This window comes from Dietzia sp. IBK-p2-15D (genome assembly GCF_057773105.1).
Genome location: NZ_JBYMTK010000003.1, coordinates 391,035 through 408,177 on the forward strand (window position 1 = coordinate 391,035; position 17,143 = coordinate 408,177).

Genomic DNA, 17,143 nt, shown 5'->3' on the forward strand with positions numbered 1-17,143 from the left:
GTCACACCGGGGTCGCCCCGAACTGGTCGACGGCCACCTCGGCGACGACTCTGCCGAACTCGCCATAGGCTTCCGCTCCCGCGGTGGCGCTGCGCAGTACCAATCCGATCGTGCGGCCCGGGACGGGATCCGCGAACCTCGCGACCGCGATCCCCGGATCCCGGGTCTCGGGACCGACCGCGGACTCGGGGACGAGCGTCACTCCCAGACCACCTGCCACACACCGAACCGCGGTGGTCAGCGATGCGGCTCGGGACTCCCCCCTGCCCAACACGGGGGCGGACACCCGGCGGCACAGTTCCACCGTCTGTTCGCGCAGACAGTGCCCCTCGTCGAGCATCAGCAGCGGTTGGTCAACGAGGATCTCCAATGGCAACCCCTCTCTGCCTGCGAGTTCGTGATCCGCAGGCACGAGGAGCGCGAAGGGCTCGCTGTACAGCGGCGTGGCGGCCACCCCCACCGCGTCCGTGGGGACGGCCATGATCGCCAGGTCGATCACGCCGCTCCGGAGTCCGTCCAGGAGCCTGGCAGTCTGATCCTCGACGACCCTCGGTCGCAGGTCCGGGAACCGCTCCCCCAGTGCGGGCAGCAGCCCGGGCAAGAGATAGGGAGCCACCGTCGGGATGACCCCGATGCGCAGCGAGCCGAACAACGGGCCGTCGCTTCCCGCCGCCGCGTCCGCCACCGCGTCCATCGCGGTCACCGCGGCCCGGGCGTACGGCAGGAGCCGGTGCCCCGCGGGGGTGACGAGGACGGAGCGGGTGCTGCGCTCGACCAGGTGGAGACCGAGCCCGTCCTCCAGCGTCGCCAGGGCCTGGGACAGCGAGGGCTGGCTCATGCCGAGGTCCTCCGCGGCGCTACGAAAGTGCAGTCGCTCCGCCACCGCGAGGAACACCCGGAGCTGCATGAGGCTCGGAACGAACCGATGATCGGCCATGTCGATGAGTCTATGCCCGGCGATAACCAGAAGTCGATGATTATTTGCACAATCCTATGAGTGATCTACCTCTCATCGACTTTACCTCTCACAAGAAGTGGGGCATAGTCGGGGTCGTCCGTCCGACACAGGCACATCCTCAGGAGGATCACATGGCTATTCTCACCATCGGCGACCAGTTCCCCGATTTCGAACTCACTGCGCTCAAGGGCGGTGACCTGCAGGCGGTCAACGCCCAGCAGCCGGAGGACTACTTCGAGACCGTCACCAACCAGTCCTACGAGGGCAAGTGGCGCGTGATCTTCTTCTACCCGAAGGACTTCACCTTCGTCTGCCCCACGGAGATCGCCGCGTTCGGCAAGCTCGACGAGGACTTCCAGGACCGCGACACGCAGATCCTCGGCGGCTCCATCGACAACGAGTTCGCGCACTTCAACTGGCGTGCGACCAACGATGAGCTCAAGACCGTGCCGTTCCCGCTGCTGTCGGACATCAAGCACGAGCTCATCCGCGCTCTCGGCGTGGAGAATGCCGACGGTGTCGCCGATCGTGCCACCTTCATCGTCGACCCGGACAACGTCATCCAGTTCGTCTCGGTCACCCCGGACGCTGTCGGCCGCAACGTGGACGAGGTTCTCCGCGTCCTCGACGCCCTCCAGTCGTCCGAGGTCTGCGCCTGCAACTGGCAGAAGAACGACCCGACGAAGAACATCAACAAGATGGACATGCTGCAGGAGGGCATCAAGTGAGCATTGAGAACCTGAAGTCCGGACTCCCCGAGTTCGCCAAGGATCTCAAGCTGAACCTGGGTTCGCTCGCGCGATCCACCGAGCTGAACCAGCAGCAGCTCTGGGGGACGTTCCTCGCCACCGCCGCTGCGACCAAGTCGGCGACCGTCCTGTCAGAGATCGCGGACGAGGCCCGCCAGCACCTGTCGGACGAGGCGTTCAACGCCGCCCTCGGCGCCGCCTCGATCATGGGGATGAACAACGTGGCCTACCGCGCCAAGGAGTTCCTGGGCGATGACTACACCCAGGTCCGCATGGGCCTGCGGATGAACATCATCGCCAACCCGGGCGTGGAGAAGGCCGACTTCGAGCTGTGGTCGATGGCCGTCTCCACGATCAACGGCTGCGAGAACTGTACTGCCGCTCACGATGCCGTGATCCGCAAGGAGGGCATCACCAAGGAGCAGGCCTGGGAGGCGGTGAAGATCGCCGGCACCGTCGCCGGCGTCGCACAGGCCGTCGAGATCGACGCAAACATCTGACCTCACCCTCCCCGGTGAACACGGGCCCCGCTGACCGCGCGTCAGCGGGGCCCTGTCGGTCTCTTTCGGTTGCGGGCGCGCGGCGAGTTGCCCCTCCCGCAAAGCACTCCCCGGCACTAGGTTCGTATGTAGAGCCGGGGAAATCCTTCGCGGCGCACCTAGCGATCTGGAGACGTCATGACTACCGGAGGTACCCCGTCAGGGGACGGCTTCCCGAACGATCCGTCCAACTCCGGCCCGGGCGAGCCGAACTGGGGCCGGGGTTACGGGGAACAGGGCCACGGGAACCAGAATTACGGCCCGACGCAGGGTCAGGAGCCCTACCCGGGGCAGGGTTACGGCCAGGAGCCCTACCCCGGTCAGGCTCAAGGTCACGAGCCCTACCCCGGCCAGGGATACGGGCAGCAGGGTTACGGACAGCAGAATTATGGCCACCAGTCCTTCGGCGATCCCGCCTACGGCGGGGTGTACGGGCAGAGCGGTCCGGGCGGCGGCCCGGTCATGACGGGCAAGGTGTCCGCGACCGACGCGGTCAGTGCCGGCTGGCAGCTGTTCAAGAACAACCCGCTGCCCTGGGTTCTCATCACCCTGGCGAGCGTGGTGGTCGGCAGTATCGCGGGGCAGCTCGCGAACTCCGAGTCTCTCGCGGTGGTGTTCCTGGCCCAGATCATCTCCTTCGTCGTCGGACTGCTGTTCCAGGCGTTCATCCTGCGCGGCGCCCTGCTCGAGGTGGACGGACACAGGCCCGCTATCGGCGACTTCTTCAAACTGCACAACTTCGGCTGGTTCGTCGTCGCGGCGATCCTCGTCGGGATCGCGACGTTCGTCGGGCTCATCGGCTTCATCATCGGCGCGTTCGTCGTGGCGTTCTTCCTGTACTGGACGCAGTACTTCGTCGTCGACCGCAACATGACCGCCACCGACGCGATCGTCTCGAGCTTCAACGCGATCAAGTCGGACGCCGGCAACCTCTTCGCACTCGCCCTCCTCAACGTCCTCATCCTCGTGGTGGGCGCGCTGGCACTGCTCGTCGGCCTGTTCGTGGCGATTCCGGTCACCACACTCGCCTCGGTCTACGCCTACCGGGCGATCACCGGGCCGAGCGACTTCTCCCGCGCGGCGACCGCGGCGGTCTGACCTCCCGCCAACGTCGTCCATTGCTCGCGAAGCAACGGGACAGCCCCGGCGACCATCCGGTCGCCGGGGCTGTCCCGTCCCGCGGAGCGGAGTGTCAGGCGCCGCCGGTCTCGTCCTCGGGTGACGCCGGGGCCCCGGTGTCCGAGTCAGCCTCGTGCAGCATCTCCTTCTCGTGCGTCGAGGCCCGTCGGACCGCCCAGACGGTTCCCAGGAAGGCCACGAGTGCCAACGGCCATCCCATGCCGATGCGCGCGGCACCGAGCCAGGTGACCTCGTCATTGAGGTACAGCGCGTATTGCAGGACGGCTCGGATGGCGAACAGTCCGGCCCAGAACGACGTCGCGACCGTATACCACCGCCGGGCCGCCGGAATCCGGCGCCAGGCCATCCCCCTGCCGTCGAGGAATCCCCAGATCACTCCGACCAGAGGCCAGCGGACGAGCGCGGAGATCGCGAACGCCGCGCCGTACACGGCCTGGGTGATGATCCCGTAGAGGAAGTAACCCTTGGCGTCCCCGGTCCGCCAGGCGATGAAGACGCAGATGGCGACACCGATGAAACCCGAGATCGCGGGCTGCGGGTTCTCGCGACGTCCCAGCGACCACGCCAGCATCGCCACGGCGACGCCCAGCGCACCCCAGATCGCGACGGTCAGCCCCCAGATCCCGTTGAGGGGGACGAACGTGAGAATCGGGATCGACGAGTACACCAGCCCGCGGATCCCGCCCATCTGATCGATCAGGGACGCGTCGGGGTCCCCGAAGGACGATCTCCGGCGCGTCGCACCGGTCGCCTGCGGGGTCGCCCGTTCAGACTCGGTCACGCGACTCCTCCACGGCGGTGCGGGGCTGCTCGTCCAGTAGCTCATATCGCGGGTTGAACATGATCTTGTGTCCGTGCCGGACGCCGACCCGTCCGGTGACACGGAGGCACCGGCCGGTGTCGATGCCCGGAACGGTGCGTCGCCCGAGCCAACACACCTCGACCGCCCCCGTGCCGTCGAAGACCTCGGCGGTGAGACCGAGGAAGTCCTCTCCCCCACATGTCAGGACGGTGCGGACACGCCCCGTCAGGGTCACGTGATCCCCACGCGACACAGTCGCGACATGCGAGCATCCGGTACGGTGCACCCGGCCGGCGAGGTCAGCCGCGTCGAGCATTTCCACCGGATCGGTGAGCCGGGCGGTCAATGCCCGGAGCGTTCGGGGGAACGGCACCGTCACCACCCCGCTCGCTGGGCGGGAGACCTCACAGGTCGTCGTCTCCGTCACGGAGCCTGTCCATCGCGCTACCGTCTCTCCGCGGCGCCCTGGGGGCACTGTCCGGCGCGGGCGACGCCGCGGGAGCGGCAGGCTGCGCCTGGGGGTTCCGGGATGCTCGAGCCTCCTGCGATGCCGGCGACTGGGCCTGAGCCTGGCCGGCAGGGCCTGGCTGGCGCGTCTGGCCGGCACTGCCGGGCTGGCCGGTCTGGCCTGCCGCCATCTGCTGCTGGTACGCCTGTGCCTGCTGCTGCGCGGCCAGCTGGGACTGCGCCTGCGTCAGTGCTTGTTGGATCTCGTCCGGAATGGTGAGCGGTAGCTGCTCACGAACCGGCATGGGGCCGTCCCCGCGATGGATGAGCAGGTGCTGGAAGACCTCGCGGCCCTCCTCCGCAGCCTGGTCCGCCAGCTCGGGGGTGGCCATGATCCGCACCTCGGCGGTCCAACGGTGGCCGTCGACCCCGATCGCGCGGAAAACGGCTCCCGGCATCACCGCCACCAGTTCACGCCCCCACGGCCCGTCCTCGACGGAGACGTCCGCGCCCTGTTGCTCGAGCTGCTCGCGCATTCCCGTCACCATCGTCCGCCACTGACCCGCGGACTTGGGCGCGGCGAACGCGCGTGGGATGACCCTCGAGACCTGGGTGACCACATGGAACTCGGGCTGACCGTTGGGGTCCAGCGCGACGTTCAGGTCACGTCCCTTGGGAACTCCGATGACCAGCGAACCGAGATCGATGTGGCCGTAGCCGAGCGAGGTGTAGTACCCGGGCACGTCACCGACGGACGAGCGGTCATGAGGCCCCGTCGTGGAAGGGGGCTGCGACTCCTGCTCGGTGGCCGTGGTGGCGTCGCGGGCCCCGGTCACCGGCTTCTTTCGTCCGAACATGGTGGAAATCCTCTCCCCGTGCGACCCGGCCCCGAACGGGACCGTCTCGGGTCGACGCTACCCAACGAGGTGGACGCCGGTCAGGTCAGGCGGTGGTGCCCGCCCGTCGACCCGTGGCCGCCCTCACCCCGGTCGGTCTCGCCGAGCTCGTCGACCTCCACCACATCCCACAGTTCGACGCGCTGGACCAGGAGCTGGGCGATGCGGTCACCACGTCCGATACGGACCGGCTCCGTGGGGTCCAGGTTGACGAGGTTGACCTTGATCTCCCCCCGGTAGCCGGCGTCGACCGTCCCCGGGGCGTTGACGATCGACAGACCCGCCCGTGCCGCGAGGCCGGACCGCGGATGGACCAGGCCCACGTAGCCCGCGGGGACCGCCACCGCCACCCCCGTGCCCACCAGGGCCCGGTGCCCCGGCGCCAGCTCACAGTCGTGCGCGGCGTGCAGATCGATCCCCGCATCCGTGGCGTGTGCCCGGACCGGAAGGGGAAGCCCACGGTCCAGACGGCGTACCCGTAGCACCTCGCCGGTGCCGTTCTCGTCGTCCGGATTGCTCATGGCCTCTCGCCCTCCTGCCGGGCCCGGCCCGGTTGCTCGATAGTCTTGATGTCGTGACCGAAGAAGATCTCCGCCCGCCCCCCGACCGCACTCCGCGTCCGGTCCACTCCGAAACCCTCCGGGTCCCGGCATGGTGGTGGGCCGTACTCGCCGTGGTCACCTTCGTGGTGGTCGCCCAGGCGATCGTGCTCGACGCCAGGTGGTGGCTGTGGCTACTGGCGGTCGTCGTCCCCGCGCTGCTCGCCTGGCTGTTCATCTCGGTCGGACGCGTGAAGATCGAGGTCGAGTCCGATGGACAGGGAGGGGGCACCCTCTATGCGGGGCAGGCCCGCCTGCCGTTCGACGCCATCGCCCGCAGCGCCGTGGTGCCCGCCACCGCCAAGCAGGCCGCGATGGGGCGCCAACTGGACCCCGAGGCGTTCGTCGTCCACCGGGGGTACATTCCCACGATGGTCATCGTGGTCCTCGACGACCCGATGGATCCCACACCGTACTGGCTCATCAGCACACGGGACCCCGAGGGGCTCGCGGCGGCGTTACCGGACAACCACTACAGCTGATCGGTCACGCCCGCCGCACGGTGACGGTTCAGCCTGCGCAGTCCACACAGATCGGCATGCCGTCCCGCTCCTCCGCGAAACGGCTGCGGTGATGGACCAGGAAGCACTCGCCACAGGTGAACTCGTTGTCCTGCTCCGGCACGACCCGCACCGTGAGCTCTTCACCGGACAGGTCGGCGCCGGGCAGTTCGTAGGACTCGGCGGTGTCCGTCTCGTCCACGTCGACCTCGCCGGTCGCTCCCTCTGCACGCCGGGCCTTCAGCTCCTCCAGCGAATCACCGGTGAGCTCGTCTGCCTCGGTCCGGCGGGGGGCGTCGTAGTCGGTTGCCATGAGTCTCATTTCTGCGGGTCTGAGTGGGGGGCGCGCGGGCCGGTCACGGACTGACCAGCGCACGCATAGTAACGGAATTACCCGGCATTTTCATCCGCGGCATCCGCCAGTGCGGCGACCGGGACGACAGGCTCCGGGCGTTTACAGTGATGGGTCAGGGCCCGGAGAGGCTCTCACTCCGTCCACCTGCAGGAAAGGACCTCATGGTCGTCCACCTCAGCACCCAGGCGACACCGAGTCCGACCCCCACCCGGGGGATACACCGTCTGCGTTCCGCCTACGTCCTGTTCGTGGTGGTGGCGCTGGTGCTGGGAGCACTCGTCTGGGCCACTGCACTACGGGGAAATGATGCCGCCACACAGGCCGCGGCATGTCCGGTACCCCCCGCGGCCGAGGACGCGGGCCTCCGTGACCAGCCCGCGGACGCCCTCGACGGGGTCGAGCCGGCACTACTGGACAAGACCCGCGTCCGCGTGCTGAACGCGAACGGGCAGAGCGGCCAGGCCGGAGCCGTGGCCGCTCAACTCGCCGAACGCGGATTCCAGCCCGCCGGCTCGGACGCCATCGGCAACGACCCGATCTACGGGCAGGCCCTCGAGTGCCACGGACAGATCCGCTACGGCGACGCGGGACAGGCGGCCGCGCGGTCACTCTCGCTCGCGGCGCCGTGCATGCAACTGGTGAGGGACGGCCGTGAGGACGACACGGTCGACCTCGCACTGGGCACGATCTTCTCGCGGTTGTCCGACTCGACGGAGGCGGTGGGGGCACTCGACGAACTCGAGGTCGGGCGTCAGCCCATCTCCGCCGAACTCGACGCGGCCCGCATGGTCAGCTGCTGACCCCGCCCGACAGGTCGTCGAGCGCGCCGAGGAACTCCCCCGCCACACCGGGCGACGCAGCGGTCGTCGGCACCGCGGGGTCGTCTGACACGGCCACCATCGCACCGGCTTCGGCCGCGACGAGGGCCCCGGCAGCGTAGTCCCACGGCTTTAACCCGCGCTCGTAGTAGGCATCCAGCCGGCCGCCGGCGACCATGCACAGATCCAGTGCCGCCGACCCACACCTCCGGATGTCCCGTACGCGCGGCAGAAGGCCCGCGACCACCCGACCCTGCTCGGCCCGGATCCCGGCGTCGTAGGCGAAGCCGGTACCGACCAGCGACAGGGACAGGTCCACACACCCCGAGGTCCGGAGCGCCCTCGACGTGCCGTCGGCCTCCCGCAGGGTCGCCCCGCGGCCGAGGCCTGCCGACCACGTCTCACTGGTGACGATGTTGTGCACCGCCCCCGCCACCACGACGCCGTCCACCTCCGCGGCCACCGAGACCGCCGTGAACGGGATGCCATAGAGCAGGTTGACGGTCCCGTCGACCGGGTCGACGATCCAGCGCACGCCTCCCCGGCCACCCGGGGCGTCGGCCGAACCGGACTCCTCGCCGCCCTCCTCGCCCAGCACCCGGTCACCCGGACGGCTGGACTCGATCTCCCCGCGCAGATGCTGCTCCACCGAGGTGTCGATGACGGTCACCGGATCCGTGGCCGAGGTCTTGGAGCGCGAGTCCAGACCAGACGTGTCGAACTCGGCCAGCATTCGCCGCGCCACGTCACCGCCGGAAGAGGCGAACCGCAGCGCGAGGGCCAGCAAGTCGTCGATGAACTCCGGGCCCGGTCGGCCGACCGCCGCGTCTGTCCCCCGCCCCGTCATGTGCGTCTCCTCGTCGTCGTATCCCACATGGTCGTATCCCACATGTTCGTATCCCACATCGTCCTCACCCACTGTCGTCACCCGGTGCCCCTCCGGCGATGATCCCGCCCGGCGGCGCGACCGACAGATACCCTGGCGGGCGCCCCACGCCCATCGTGCCCCGACGACGCGGGCGCCTGACGACCCACGCCGCACCCGTGTACGTCCCGCCACCCAGGAGCCCGACATGTCCGTCCCCACCCCCGCAGCGACCGACCTCTCACCGGGCACCCCCACGGGCCTCGGCGTCGACGTGGGCGGCACCGGGATCAAAGTGGGGCTCGTCGACCTCGCACGTGGCGAACTCATCGGGAACAAAGTGGTGCGGGGCACCCCCCAGCCCGCCACGCCCGACGCGATCGCGCAGACCATCCGCGAGATGACCGAGGAGTTCGACTGGACGGGCCCGGTCGGGGTCGCCCTGCCCAGCGTCATCCACGAGGGGGTGGCGCGGATCGCCCACAACATCGACAAGTCGTGGATCGGGTGCGACGTGGCGGAGCTCTTCGACCGGCATCTCCCCGGCCGCACCGTGCTCATGCTCAACGATGCCGACGCCGCCGGCCTCACAGAGGTGCACTACGGCGCCGGCGAGGGAATCGACGGGCTGGTGATCCTCCTGACCTTCGGTACGGGCATCGGCTCCGCCCTCCTGCTCGACGGGAAACTGCTGCCGAACTCCGAGTTCGGTCACGTGATCGTGGAGGACATCGCCGGACGCGGATTCGACGAGGCCGAGCACCTGGCCTCCGCCGCGGTCCGGTCCCGCGACGGCCTGAGCTTCGCCGAATGGGCCCCCCACGTGTCCAACGTGCTGCGATCGATCGAGGACCTGCTGTGGCCCCGGGCCTTCGTCCTGGGCGGCGGCGTCAGCGAGGTCGCCGACGAGTGGTTCCCTCTCCTCGAGAACCGGACCCCGGTGCGGGCCGCGGTCCGGCGAGGCGACGCCGGGATCATCGGCGCAGCGCTGTACGCGGCCGGCCATTCGGGCGTTCTCGACCTCGGCGGGGCCCTACCAGACGACGAGGACTGACCCGGACCAACCCCGCCGGATGCGACCCCCCGACCAGAATCTCGTTACAATGGCCCACGCCGGGAACACGTACCGGCCGGGGACGGGCCCGGTACCGCAAGGCGGACGGCTCGAGTGTCTGCAGAAGGCGGCATCGATCCCCGATTCCCATCAAGTAACCGGTTGTGAAGGGGCGTTTGTGGCAGCCACGAAGACCACCAGTTCGGATTCCGCGGCGAGCGGCGATCCGTTGGACAGCGAGGTCGCTGGCGAGGCCCCCGCCAAGAAGACCGCCGCGCGCAAGGCGCCCGCGAAGAAGACGGCGGCCAAGAAGACCGCCGCGAAGAAGGCCCCGGCGAAGAAGGCGGCCGCCAAGAAGACCGCGGCCAAGAAGACCGCCGCCCCGACGAAGCCCGAGGGCGTCGACGGCGACCAGGTCGACGAAGAGCCGACCGATGCTCCCGAGGCCGAGCCGGACACCTCCGAGCTGGAGGATGTCGAGGTCGACGTCGAGGACGTCGAAGCGGACGAGGAGACCAAGGAAGAGCCCACCGCCAAGGACAAGGCGTCGGGCGATTTCGTCTGGGACGAGGACGAGTCGGAGGCCCTGCGCCAGGCGCGCAAGGACGCCGAGCTGACCGCCTCCGCCGACTCTGTACGCGCGTACCTCAAGCAGATCGGCAAGGTCGCCCTCCTCAACGCCGAGGAGGAGGTCGAGCTGGCCAAGCGCATCGAGGCCGGCCTGTACGCCACCTGGTTCCAGGCACAGGTCGCCGAGCGCGGGGAGAAGCTCACCACCGCGCAGAAGCGTGATTACCGATGGATCGAGCGCGACGGCGTCCGCGCCAAGAACCACCTGCTCGAGGCCAACCTGCGACTCGTCGTCTCCCTGGCCAAGCGCTACACCGGCCGCGGCATGGCGTTCCTGGACCTCATCCAGGAGGGCAACCTCGGTCTGATCCGCGCGGTCGAGAAGTTCGACTACACCAAGGGCTACAAGTTCTCGACCTACGCCACCTGGTGGATCCGGCAGGCCATCACCCGCGCGATGGCCGACCAGGCCCGCACCATCCGTATCCCGGTGCACATGGTCGAGGTCATCAACAAGCTCGGGCGTATCCAGCGTGAACTGCTCCAGGATCTGGGCCGCGAGCCCACCCCCGAGGAGCTCGCCAAGGAGATGGACATCACGCCGGAGAAGGTGCTGGAGATCCAGCAGTACGCCCGGGAGCCGATCTCGCTCGACCAGACCATCGGCGACGAGGGCGACTCGCAGCTCGGTGACTTCATCGAGGACTCCGAGGCCGTGGTGGCCGTGGACGCCGTGAGCTTCACACTCCTGCAGGACCAGCTCCGTTCCGTCCTCGACACGCTGTCCGAGCGTGAGGCGGGCGTTGTGCGGCTGCGCTTCGGGCTCACCGACGGCCTGCCCCGCACCCTCGACGAAATCGGCCAGGTCTACGGGGTCACGCGCGAGCGCATCCGGCAGATCGAGTCCAAGACCATGTCGAAGCTGCGCCACCCGTCGCGGTCCCAGGTGCTGCGCGACTACCTGGACTGAGTCGACCGCGAACAGCGGGCCCCCGCCGAGATCTCGGCGGGGGCCCGCTGTCGTCTGTCAGCCGGGGTCCGGACGTCACCAGCTCCGCAGGAGGGTGATCCTCTCTCGGATCTGCTCGGCCGAGGCCATCGGCACGGGCGGGCCGCCGCACGCATTGCGGAGCTGCGTGTGGATCGCCCCGTGCGACTTGCCCAGGCGACCCGAGTACACCGACACGAGGGTGTTGAGCTGACGCCGCAGGTCCTTGAGCTCGGCGGCGGAGGCGACCCGCTCGGCAGCCGCGCCGGCATGCGCGCCGGGTCCGGCGGCGTTGCCGGGGATGGTCGCCCCGGACACCGCCGGGTCGGCACCCACGACCGCGACCGACCCCGCCCCGGAGGCGGACTGGGCGGACGTGCGCTTGATCTGCTCCTTCTCGCGCTGCCGCAGCAGGGCTTTGACGTCGTCGGCACCCAACAGTCCGGGTAGCCCGATGTAGTCGGCCTCCTCCTCGCTGCCGGCGAATGTGTCCGTGCCGTAGGACGACCCCTCGTACACGATCTGGTCGAGCTCGGCGTCGGCGCCGAGGGAGATGTAACCGCGGTCCTCGTCGTCCTCGGTGTTCTCGTCCTGCTGCTGGTTCGCCTGGGCGAGCAGCTGGTCCTCCAGCCCCTCCTCCCGGTGGGGCTTGCCCAGGACGTGGTCGCGCTGCGCCTCCATCTGCGAAGCCAGTTGCAGCAGCACGGGTACGGACGGGAGGAACACCGACGCGGTCTCCCCGGGCCGACGGGACCGGACGAACCGCCCGATCGCCTGCGCGAAGTACAGGGGTGTCGAGGCACTGGTGGCGTACACGCCGACGCTCAGTCGTGGCACGTCGACGCCCTCGGAGACCATCCGGACCGCGACCATCCACTCGTCGGTGGAGTCGGAGAAGGTACCGATCCGACTCGAGGCGGTCGGGTCGTCGGAGAGGACGACGGTCGGCGGGGTACCGGTGATCTCCGTCAGGAGCGCCGCGTACTCGCGGGCGCGCTCCTGGTCGGTGGCGATCACCAGACCGCCGGCGTCGGGCACTCCGCCGGCGCGGATCTGCCGGAGCCGGGTGTGCGCCGCCTGGAGCACGGCGGGCATCCAGTCACCGTGGGGGTCGAGGGCGACGCGCCAGGCACGGGACGTCTGGTCGGCACTCAGCGGCTCGCCGAGGCGGGCCGAGAACTCCTCGCCGGCGTTGCTGCGCCACCGGGCCTCGCCCGAGTAGGCGAGGAACACCACGGGGCGGACGACGCCGTCGGCCAGAGCATCGGCGTAGCCGTAGGAATGGTCGGCCTTGGAGCGCTGGTGTCCCTGCCCGTCGGGCTCGTAGGTGACGAACGGGATGGGACTGTCGTCGGACCGGAACGGGGTGCCGGTCAACGACAAGCGGCGCTCCGCGTCCTCGAACGCCTCGCGGATCGCGTCGCCCCAGCTCTTGGCGTCACCACCGTGGTGGATCTCGTCGAGGATCACCAGGGTGCGCCTGGACGCGGTGCGTTCCCGATGCTTGAACGGGTGCGCGGCCACCTGGGCGTATGTCACCACCACGCCGTGGTATTCCGGGGCGAGCGCGCCCGAGGTGTTGGAGTACTCGGGGTCGAGAGCGATGCCGGCGCGCGCGGCCGAGGCGGCCCACTGGTACTTGAGGTGTTCGGTGGGGGCCACCACGGTGATCGCGTCGACCGTGCGGTCGGCGAGCAGTTCGGAGGCGACTCTCAGGCCGAACGTCGTCTTGCCGGCGCCCGGGGTCGCCACGGCGAGGAAGTCCTTCGGCCGCGCCATGAGGTACTTGCGCAGCGCGGTGCGCTGCCAGGCGCGCAGCGACGCACCCCCGGCCGGCGGGGTGGAGTGTTCTGCGGTCTGTTCGTCTGGGCCCGGGACCGCGCCGGGATCACTCACCAGGCTTCAGGGTCTCGTAGACGCGCTTGCACTCCGGGCACACCGGCGATCCGGGCTTCGCGGATCGGGTGACCGGGAAGACCTCACCGCACAGGGCGATCACGTAGGAACCCATGACCGCGCTCTCGGCGATCTTGCTCTTGTCCACATAGTGGAAGAACTTGGGTGCGTCGTCCTGCGTCTCCTCGGTCGTCGTGACCTCGGGACGCTCGAGTGTCTTCGTCCGGGTGGTACTCACCCCCTCATGATGCCGCACCCGGGCGTCGCGGCGCCAACGCCGGAGTACCTTGGGCCCCATGGCACCCGACTTCCGCCGTCAGCGATCCGGGGAACGGGACGACACCTCGAGGCCCGTTCTCATCACGGGCGCGCGCGAGTCGTACCACGACGAGCTGGCGGCCCGGAAGAAGCGCTACTTCCTGCTGATGAGTATCCGGATCCCCGCGCTCTTCCTGGCGGCGGGGTCGCTGGCCCTCTGGAACAACCCGTGGATCGCCCTGGCGATCGTGGCGGGGTCCATCCCGATCCCGTGGATCGCCGTCATCGGGGCCAATGACCGGCCTCCCCTGCCCAAGGGACAGGCCCGCACCTACACGGCGGGTCGCCTGTCGTCGAACATCCCGTATGCGCTGCCACCCGGGCTCACCGGGACGGACTCACCGCCCCGGGACACGAGCGCCCCCGACGCCGCACCCGATCCCACCCCGTCCGCCGACGAGAGCGACCTCGACACGTGAGCAGCCCGAACCCGACCCTCGCCGAACTCGCGCCCGCGCTGGCCGAGGCGTTCCGGCGGCACGACTACACGGTGGAGGGACTGGAGCGCGCGCTGGGGCCCGAGGCGGTCTCGGCCCTGTACAGATCGGATGCCGCGACGGTCCGCCGTCACGCGCGTGACGCGAGGGGGGTCGGGACCCTGGTGCGGCTGTTCGTCCTGGGCGATCCGCTCCCCCGCTCCGAGGTCGCCGCGACCCTGCCCGGGGTCGACGTGCGGGACGGCGTCGCTGCCGGATTGTGGACCGCGATCGACGCCGGTGCCTCCCTGCGTGCGGAGATCGACCTGCGTCCGGTCGACACCGGGCACGGGACCCGCTGGGTGTTCGCGGACGTCGACGGGTCGATGGTCCACACCACGACCCGGCCGGACCACGTCCTGGGGGTCGGGCAGGCGACGCTCTCGCTGCTGCGTGTCACGCCCTCGTCCACCACCGGGTCGGTCCTGGATCTCGGCACCGGGTGTGGGATCCAGATGGTCCACGCGTCGGGGTCCGCCCGAACCGTCACCGGGACCGATATCACCCCTCGGTGCCTCGAGTTGGCGGCCGCCACCCTGGCGATCAACGGCCAGCGTGCGGAGCTCCTGCACGGTCCGTGGTTCGAGCCCGTGGCGGGGCGCCGGTTCGACCGTATCGTCGCCAATCCCCCGTTCGTGGTGGGCCCGCCCGAGACCGGGCACTCCTACCGCGAGTCCGGCCTGAAGCTCGACGGTGCCAGTCGGACGGTCGTGTCGGGCGCGCCGCAGCATCTGGCCGACGGTGGCACCGCGGTTTTGCTGGCGTCCTGGGTGGAGCGGGAGGACTCGGACTGGCGGGCCCACGTGTCGTCGTGGGTGCCGGCCGAGGGCGTCGACGCATGGATCGTGCGGCGGGACGTCTCCGACCCCGGCCTCTACGTGTGGACCTGGCTCACCGACGAGGGCATGGACCCACGCGACGAGGCCACCACGCGGGCCGCGGACGCCTGGTTGGACCACTTCGCCGAGGAGGGTGTGGCCGGGATCGGGTTCGGCTACGTCTACCTCCGGCGGATCGACGGGCCGTCGTCCGTCCTGTGCGAGGACCTCACGCACCCGTTCGGCGACGGCCTCGGTGACGAGGCGGAGGCCTACTTCGCGCGCACGGCGTGGCTGCGGGAGGCCGCGGAGCAACACGGCGGACAGGAGCGCGCCCTCGATGCCACGGTCTTCACAGTGTCGCCGGACGTCCACCTCCACCTCTCCGAATCCCTCGCCCCCGCCGGGCCGGACGAGGTCGGCTCCCCCGGTCCGTCCACCGTCGTGGTGGAGCGGGTCACCGGCGCCCGGTGGCGCCACGAGATCGATCCGCTCACCGCGAGCGTCCTGCGTGGGGCGCGGACGGGCGCGCTGCAGTTGGAGGACCTGGTGGTGCTCGCCGCGGTCGGTGCCGGGGAGGATCCCGACGCCCTCGCCGGCCCCGTCCGCCGGGTGGTCGCCGACCTGTTCCTCCACGGGTTCGTCGTCCCGGCGGGGATGCCAGGCCTCCTGCCCCCGGGGGTCGCCGCGGCCGTGGCCGCAGGGGCGGCGGGATGAGGGCCGTCGTCTCCCGGGTCACCGAGGCGTCGGTGACGGTGGACGGTGAGGTCGTCGGGGCCCTGTCACGCCCCGGACTGCTGGTCCTGTTGGGGGTGTCGGACGACGACGACGAGACCGACGTCGCCACGATGGTCCGCAAGATCTCGGACCTGCGGATCCTGCGGGAGGAACGCAGCGCCGCGGAGGTGGGCGCCCCCGTCCTGGTCGTCAGCCAGTTCACGCTCATGGGGTCGACCGCGAAGGGCAGGCGGCCGTCGTGGTCGAGAGCGGCTCGGGGCGAGGTGGCCGAACCCGTGGTGGACGCCGTGGTCCACGGTCTGCGCGAACGCGGCCTCGAGGTGGCCACGGGAGTCTTCGGCGCGATGATGCAGGTCCATTCGGTCAACGACGGCCCGTTCACGCTGCTGGTGGAGACCCCCGGCTCGGGCTGAGCGGGTTTCCTCGACGGATCGTGACCGACATCATCGGCGCGGGAACATTCCCGGTACCCCCGTCGTTGTAGAGGTACGTGACCGTGACCCGGCCACGCGCCTGATCCGTCCACCAGCAACCGAACGCCGGCCTCGTCACATGGCCAGGCAGGAGGAGGAGACATGACGTCAGCCACCACCCGATCGGACCGTCGGACGGAGGCGGGGCCGGACGGCCAGAGCCCGAGCGCTGACCTCGTCCGTGTCTACCTCAACGGGATCGGCAAGACGGCACTGCTCAACGCTGAGGACGAGGTCGAGCTCTCCAAGCGGATCGAGGCCGGTCTCTACGCCAAGCACGTGCTGGAGACCAAGAAGCGTCTGGGTCCGGTCCGCAAGGCCGACCTCAAGGCGATCGTCGCGGAAGGTGAGGCCGCCCGCGCCCATCTGCTGGAGGCCAACCTGCGCCTGGTGGTGTCGCTGGCCAAGCGCTACACGGGCCGCGGCATGCCGTTGCTGGACCTCATCCAGGAGGGCAACCTGGGCCTGATCCGTGCGATGGAGAAGTTCGACTACGCGAAGGGCTTCAAGTTCTCCACCTATGCCACCTGGTGGATCCGTCAGGCGATCACCCGCGGAATGGCCGATCAGTCCCGCACCATCCGTCTGCCGGTCCACCTGGTCGAGCAGGTCAACAAGCTCGCCCGGATCAAGCGTGAACTCCACCAGCAGCTCGGCCGTGAGGCCTCCCTCGAGGAACTCGCCGAGGAGTCGGGCATCCCCGCGCACAAGATCGAGGAGCTGCTGGACCATTCGCGTGACCCGGTGAGCCTCGACATGCCGGTCGGCGCGGACGAGGAGGCGCCGCTCGGTGACTTCATCGAGGACGCCGAGGCCACCAGTGCCGAGAACACCGTGGTGACCAATGTGATGCACTCCGACGTGCGCGCGGTCCTGGCCACGCTCGAGGAGCGTGAGCAGCAGGTCATCACGCTGCGTTTCGGTCTCGACGACGGCCAGCCCCGCACCCTCGATCAGATCGGCAAGCGTTTCGGTCTGTCCCGCGAGCGGGTCCGCCAGATCGAGCGCGAGGTCATGGCCAAGCTCCGCGAGGGCCGTCGCGCGGACAAGCTCCGCTCCTACGCCGTCTGACCGGACGCCGGATCGCACGCCGCACGATCAGACGCTGCCCGATCGGACGCCGCCCGATCAGACGCGAGCCGGG

At 69.7% G+C, this 17,143-nt stretch carries 20 protein-coding genes; 11 read left to right on the forward strand and 9 right to left on the reverse strand.

What is annotated here, in order from left to right; all coding sequences use genetic code 11:
- Position 1: 1 nt before the first annotated feature.
- The gene (locus AC3DEV_RS07035) at positions 2–937 is read right to left on the reverse strand and encodes a hydrogen peroxide-inducible genes activator (protein ID WP_488371666.1); all 936 of its coding nucleotides are present in this window, start codon (positions 935–937) and stop codon (positions 2–4) included.
- Positions 938–1,089: 152 nt separating this feature from the next.
- Here AC3DEV_RS07035 and AC3DEV_RS07040 point away from each other — a divergent pair, with 152 nt between their 5' ends.
- The 3 genes from AC3DEV_RS07040 to AC3DEV_RS07050 all read left to right on the forward strand — a co-directional run bounded on the left by AC3DEV_RS07040 (position 1,090) and on the right by AC3DEV_RS07050 (position 3,344).
- Positions 1,090–1,686, forward strand: coding sequence for a peroxiredoxin (locus AC3DEV_RS07040; RefSeq protein WP_067717408.1), 597 nt, complete (start codon positions 1,090–1,092; stop codon positions 1,684–1,686).
- Positions 1,683–2,207, forward strand: a complete 525-nt coding sequence (ahpD, locus tag AC3DEV_RS07045; protein WP_067717410.1) for an alkylhydroperoxidase, AhpD family — start codon at positions 1,683–1,685, stop codon at positions 2,205–2,207. The genes AC3DEV_RS07040 and ahpD overlap by 4 nt, the downstream gene beginning before the upstream one ends.
- A 177-nt stretch (positions 2,208–2,384) precedes the next feature.
- Positions 2,385–3,344: a DUF2189 domain-containing protein gene (locus tag AC3DEV_RS07050; protein WP_119191653.1), complete on the forward strand. Its 960-nt coding sequence runs from the start codon at positions 2,385–2,387 to the stop codon at positions 3,342–3,344.
- Positions 3,345–3,438: 94 nt separating this feature from the next.
- Here the strand turns inward: AC3DEV_RS07050 and AC3DEV_RS07055 are convergent, their stop codons facing one another.
- From AC3DEV_RS07055 to dut, 4 genes are all read right to left on the reverse strand, one after another.
- Complete coding sequence (locus tag AC3DEV_RS07055) at positions 3,439–4,074, reverse strand: DUF3159 domain-containing protein (RefSeq protein WP_240341332.1); 636 nt, start codon at positions 4,072–4,074, stop codon at positions 3,439–3,441.
- 79 nt (positions 4,075–4,153) lie between these two features.
- Positions 4,154–4,615, reverse strand: a complete 462-nt coding sequence (locus AC3DEV_RS07060) for a single stranded DNA-binding domain-containing protein (RefSeq protein WP_488371667.1) — start codon at positions 4,613–4,615, stop codon at positions 4,154–4,156.
- Positions 4,593–5,492: a DUF3710 domain-containing protein gene (locus AC3DEV_RS07065; RefSeq protein WP_120283145.1), complete on the reverse strand. Its 900-nt coding sequence runs from the start codon at positions 5,490–5,492 to the stop codon at positions 4,593–4,595. Before AC3DEV_RS07065 ends, AC3DEV_RS07060 begins: the two co-directional genes overlap by 23 nt.
- A gap of 80 nt (positions 5,493–5,572) precedes the next feature.
- Positions 5,573–6,052, reverse strand: coding sequence for a dUTP diphosphatase (dut, locus tag AC3DEV_RS07070; RefSeq protein ID WP_488371668.1), 480 nt, complete (start codon positions 6,050–6,052; stop codon positions 5,573–5,575).
- A gap of 53 nt (positions 6,053–6,105) precedes the next feature.
- Here dut and AC3DEV_RS07075 point away from each other — a divergent pair, with 53 nt between their 5' ends.
- Entirely contained in the window at positions 6,106–6,612 is a 507-nt protein-coding gene (locus tag AC3DEV_RS07075) for a DUF3093 domain-containing protein (RefSeq protein WP_120283141.1), read from the forward strand.
- A 28-nt stretch (positions 6,613–6,640) separates the two neighbouring features.
- Here the strand turns inward: AC3DEV_RS07075 and AC3DEV_RS07080 are convergent, their stop codons facing one another.
- Positions 6,641–6,943, reverse strand: a complete 303-nt coding sequence (locus AC3DEV_RS07080; protein WP_067715850.1) for a DUF4193 domain-containing protein — start codon at positions 6,941–6,943, stop codon at positions 6,641–6,643.
- A gap of 203 nt (positions 6,944–7,146) precedes the next feature.
- On the opposite strand from AC3DEV_RS07080, the gene cei reads away from it, so the two are divergent.
- Complete coding sequence (cei, locus tag AC3DEV_RS07085; RefSeq protein WP_206471992.1) at positions 7,147–7,785, forward strand: envelope integrity protein Cei; 639 nt, start codon at positions 7,147–7,149, stop codon at positions 7,783–7,785.
- Here cei and AC3DEV_RS07090 read toward each other — a convergent pair.
- Positions 7,775–8,650: an inositol monophosphatase family protein gene (locus AC3DEV_RS07090; protein ID WP_488371698.1), complete on the reverse strand. Its 876-nt coding sequence runs from the start codon at positions 8,648–8,650 to the stop codon at positions 7,775–7,777. The two genes, cei and AC3DEV_RS07090, sit on opposite strands and share 11 nt — an antisense overlap.
- Before the next feature lie 226 nt (positions 8,651–8,876).
- On the opposite strand from AC3DEV_RS07090, the gene ppgK reads away from it, so the two are divergent.
- Positions 8,877–9,722 (forward strand): polyphosphate--glucose phosphotransferase, encoded by an 846-nt coding sequence (gene ppgK / locus AC3DEV_RS07095; RefSeq protein ID WP_488371669.1) that lies wholly within the window; start codon positions 8,877–8,879, stop codon positions 9,720–9,722.
- A gap of 178 nt (positions 9,723–9,900) precedes the next feature.
- Complete coding sequence (locus AC3DEV_RS07100) at positions 9,901–11,262, forward strand: RNA polymerase sigma factor (protein WP_120283123.1); 1,362 nt, start codon at positions 9,901–9,903, stop codon at positions 11,260–11,262.
- Between the two features lie 75 nt (positions 11,263–11,337).
- Here AC3DEV_RS07100 and AC3DEV_RS07105 read toward each other — a convergent pair whose 3' ends face one another.
- Positions 11,338–13,176: a DEAD/DEAH box helicase gene (locus AC3DEV_RS07105; protein WP_488371670.1), complete on the reverse strand. Its 1,839-nt coding sequence runs from the start codon at positions 13,174–13,176 to the stop codon at positions 11,338–11,340.
- Positions 13,169–13,414, reverse strand: coding sequence for a DUF3039 domain-containing protein (locus AC3DEV_RS07110; protein ID WP_017837712.1), 246 nt, complete (start codon positions 13,412–13,414; stop codon positions 13,169–13,171). Before AC3DEV_RS07110 ends, AC3DEV_RS07105 begins: the two co-directional genes overlap by 8 nt.
- 58 nt (positions 13,415–13,472) lie before the next feature.
- Here AC3DEV_RS07110 and AC3DEV_RS07115 point away from each other — a divergent pair, with 58 nt between their 5' ends.
- The 4 genes from AC3DEV_RS07115 (at position 13,473) to AC3DEV_RS07130 (ending at position 17,070) form a co-directional block, all read left to right on the forward strand.
- Positions 13,473–13,913 carry a DUF3099 domain-containing protein gene (locus tag AC3DEV_RS07115; protein ID WP_132063283.1) on the forward strand — a complete coding sequence of 147 codons (441 nt, stop codon included), beginning with the start codon at positions 13,473–13,475 and terminating at the stop codon, positions 13,911–13,913.
- Positions 13,910–15,505 carry a DUF7782 domain-containing protein gene (locus tag AC3DEV_RS07120; protein ID WP_488371671.1) on the forward strand — a complete coding sequence of 532 codons (1,596 nt, stop codon included), beginning with the start codon at positions 13,910–13,912 and terminating at the stop codon, positions 15,503–15,505. Before AC3DEV_RS07115 ends, AC3DEV_RS07120 begins: the two co-directional genes overlap by 4 nt.
- A complete protein-coding gene (dtd, locus tag AC3DEV_RS07125) occupies positions 15,502–15,939 on the forward strand; it encodes a D-aminoacyl-tRNA deacylase (RefSeq protein WP_067715834.1) in 438 nt (145 codons plus the stop codon). Before AC3DEV_RS07120 ends, dtd begins: the two co-directional genes overlap by 4 nt.
- 162 nt (positions 15,940–16,101) lie before the next feature.
- Entirely contained in the window at positions 16,102–17,070 is a 969-nt protein-coding gene (locus AC3DEV_RS07130; protein WP_096905525.1) for a sigma-70 family RNA polymerase sigma factor, read from the forward strand.
- Positions 17,071–17,143: the final 73 nt, after the last annotated feature.

Excerpts from the sequence above, each read along its gene's own strand:
- AC3DEV_RS07035 (WP_488371666.1), bottom strand. The coding sequence starts at position 937 with ATGGCCGATCATCGGTTCGTTCCGAGCCTCATGCAGCTCCGGGTGTTC.
- AC3DEV_RS07040 (WP_067717408.1), top strand. The coding sequence starts at position 1,090 with ATGGCTATTCTCACCATCGGCGACCAGTTCCCCGATTTCGAACTCACT.
- AC3DEV_RS07050 (WP_119191653.1), top strand. The coding sequence starts at position 2,385 with ATGACTACCGGAGGTACCCCGTCAGGGGACGGCTTCCCGAACGATCCG.
- AC3DEV_RS07055 (WP_240341332.1), bottom strand. The coding sequence starts at position 4,074 with ATGGGCGGGATCCGCGGGCTGGTGTACTCGTCGATCCCGATTCTCACG.
- AC3DEV_RS07065 (WP_120283145.1), bottom strand. The coding sequence starts at position 5,492 with ATGTTCGGACGAAAGAAGCCGGTGACCGGGGCCCGCGACGCCACCACG.
- dut (WP_488371668.1), bottom strand. The coding sequence starts at position 6,052 with ATGAGCAATCCGGACGACGAGAACGGCACCGGCGAGGTGCTACGGGTA.
- AC3DEV_RS07080 (WP_067715850.1), bottom strand. The coding sequence starts at position 6,943 with ATGGCAACCGACTACGACGCCCCCCGCCGGACCGAGGCAGACGAGCTC.
- cei (WP_206471992.1), top strand. The coding sequence starts at position 7,147 with ATGGTCGTCCACCTCAGCACCCAGGCGACACCGAGTCCGACCCCCACC.
- AC3DEV_RS07090 (WP_488371698.1), bottom strand. The coding sequence starts at position 8,650 with ATGACGGGGCGGGGGACAGACGCGGCGGTCGGCCGACCGGGCCCGGAG.
- ppgK (WP_488371669.1), top strand. The coding sequence starts at position 8,877 with ATGTCCGTCCCCACCCCCGCAGCGACCGACCTCTCACCGGGCACCCCC.
- AC3DEV_RS07115 (WP_132063283.1), top strand. The coding sequence starts at position 13,473 with ATGGCACCCGACTTCCGCCGTCAGCGATCCGGGGAACGGGACGACACC.
- dtd (WP_067715834.1), top strand. The coding sequence starts at position 15,502 with ATGAGGGCCGTCGTCTCCCGGGTCACCGAGGCGTCGGTGACGGTGGAC.
- AC3DEV_RS07130 (WP_096905525.1), top strand. The coding sequence starts at position 16,102 with ATGACGTCAGCCACCACCCGATCGGACCGTCGGACGGAGGCGGGGCCG.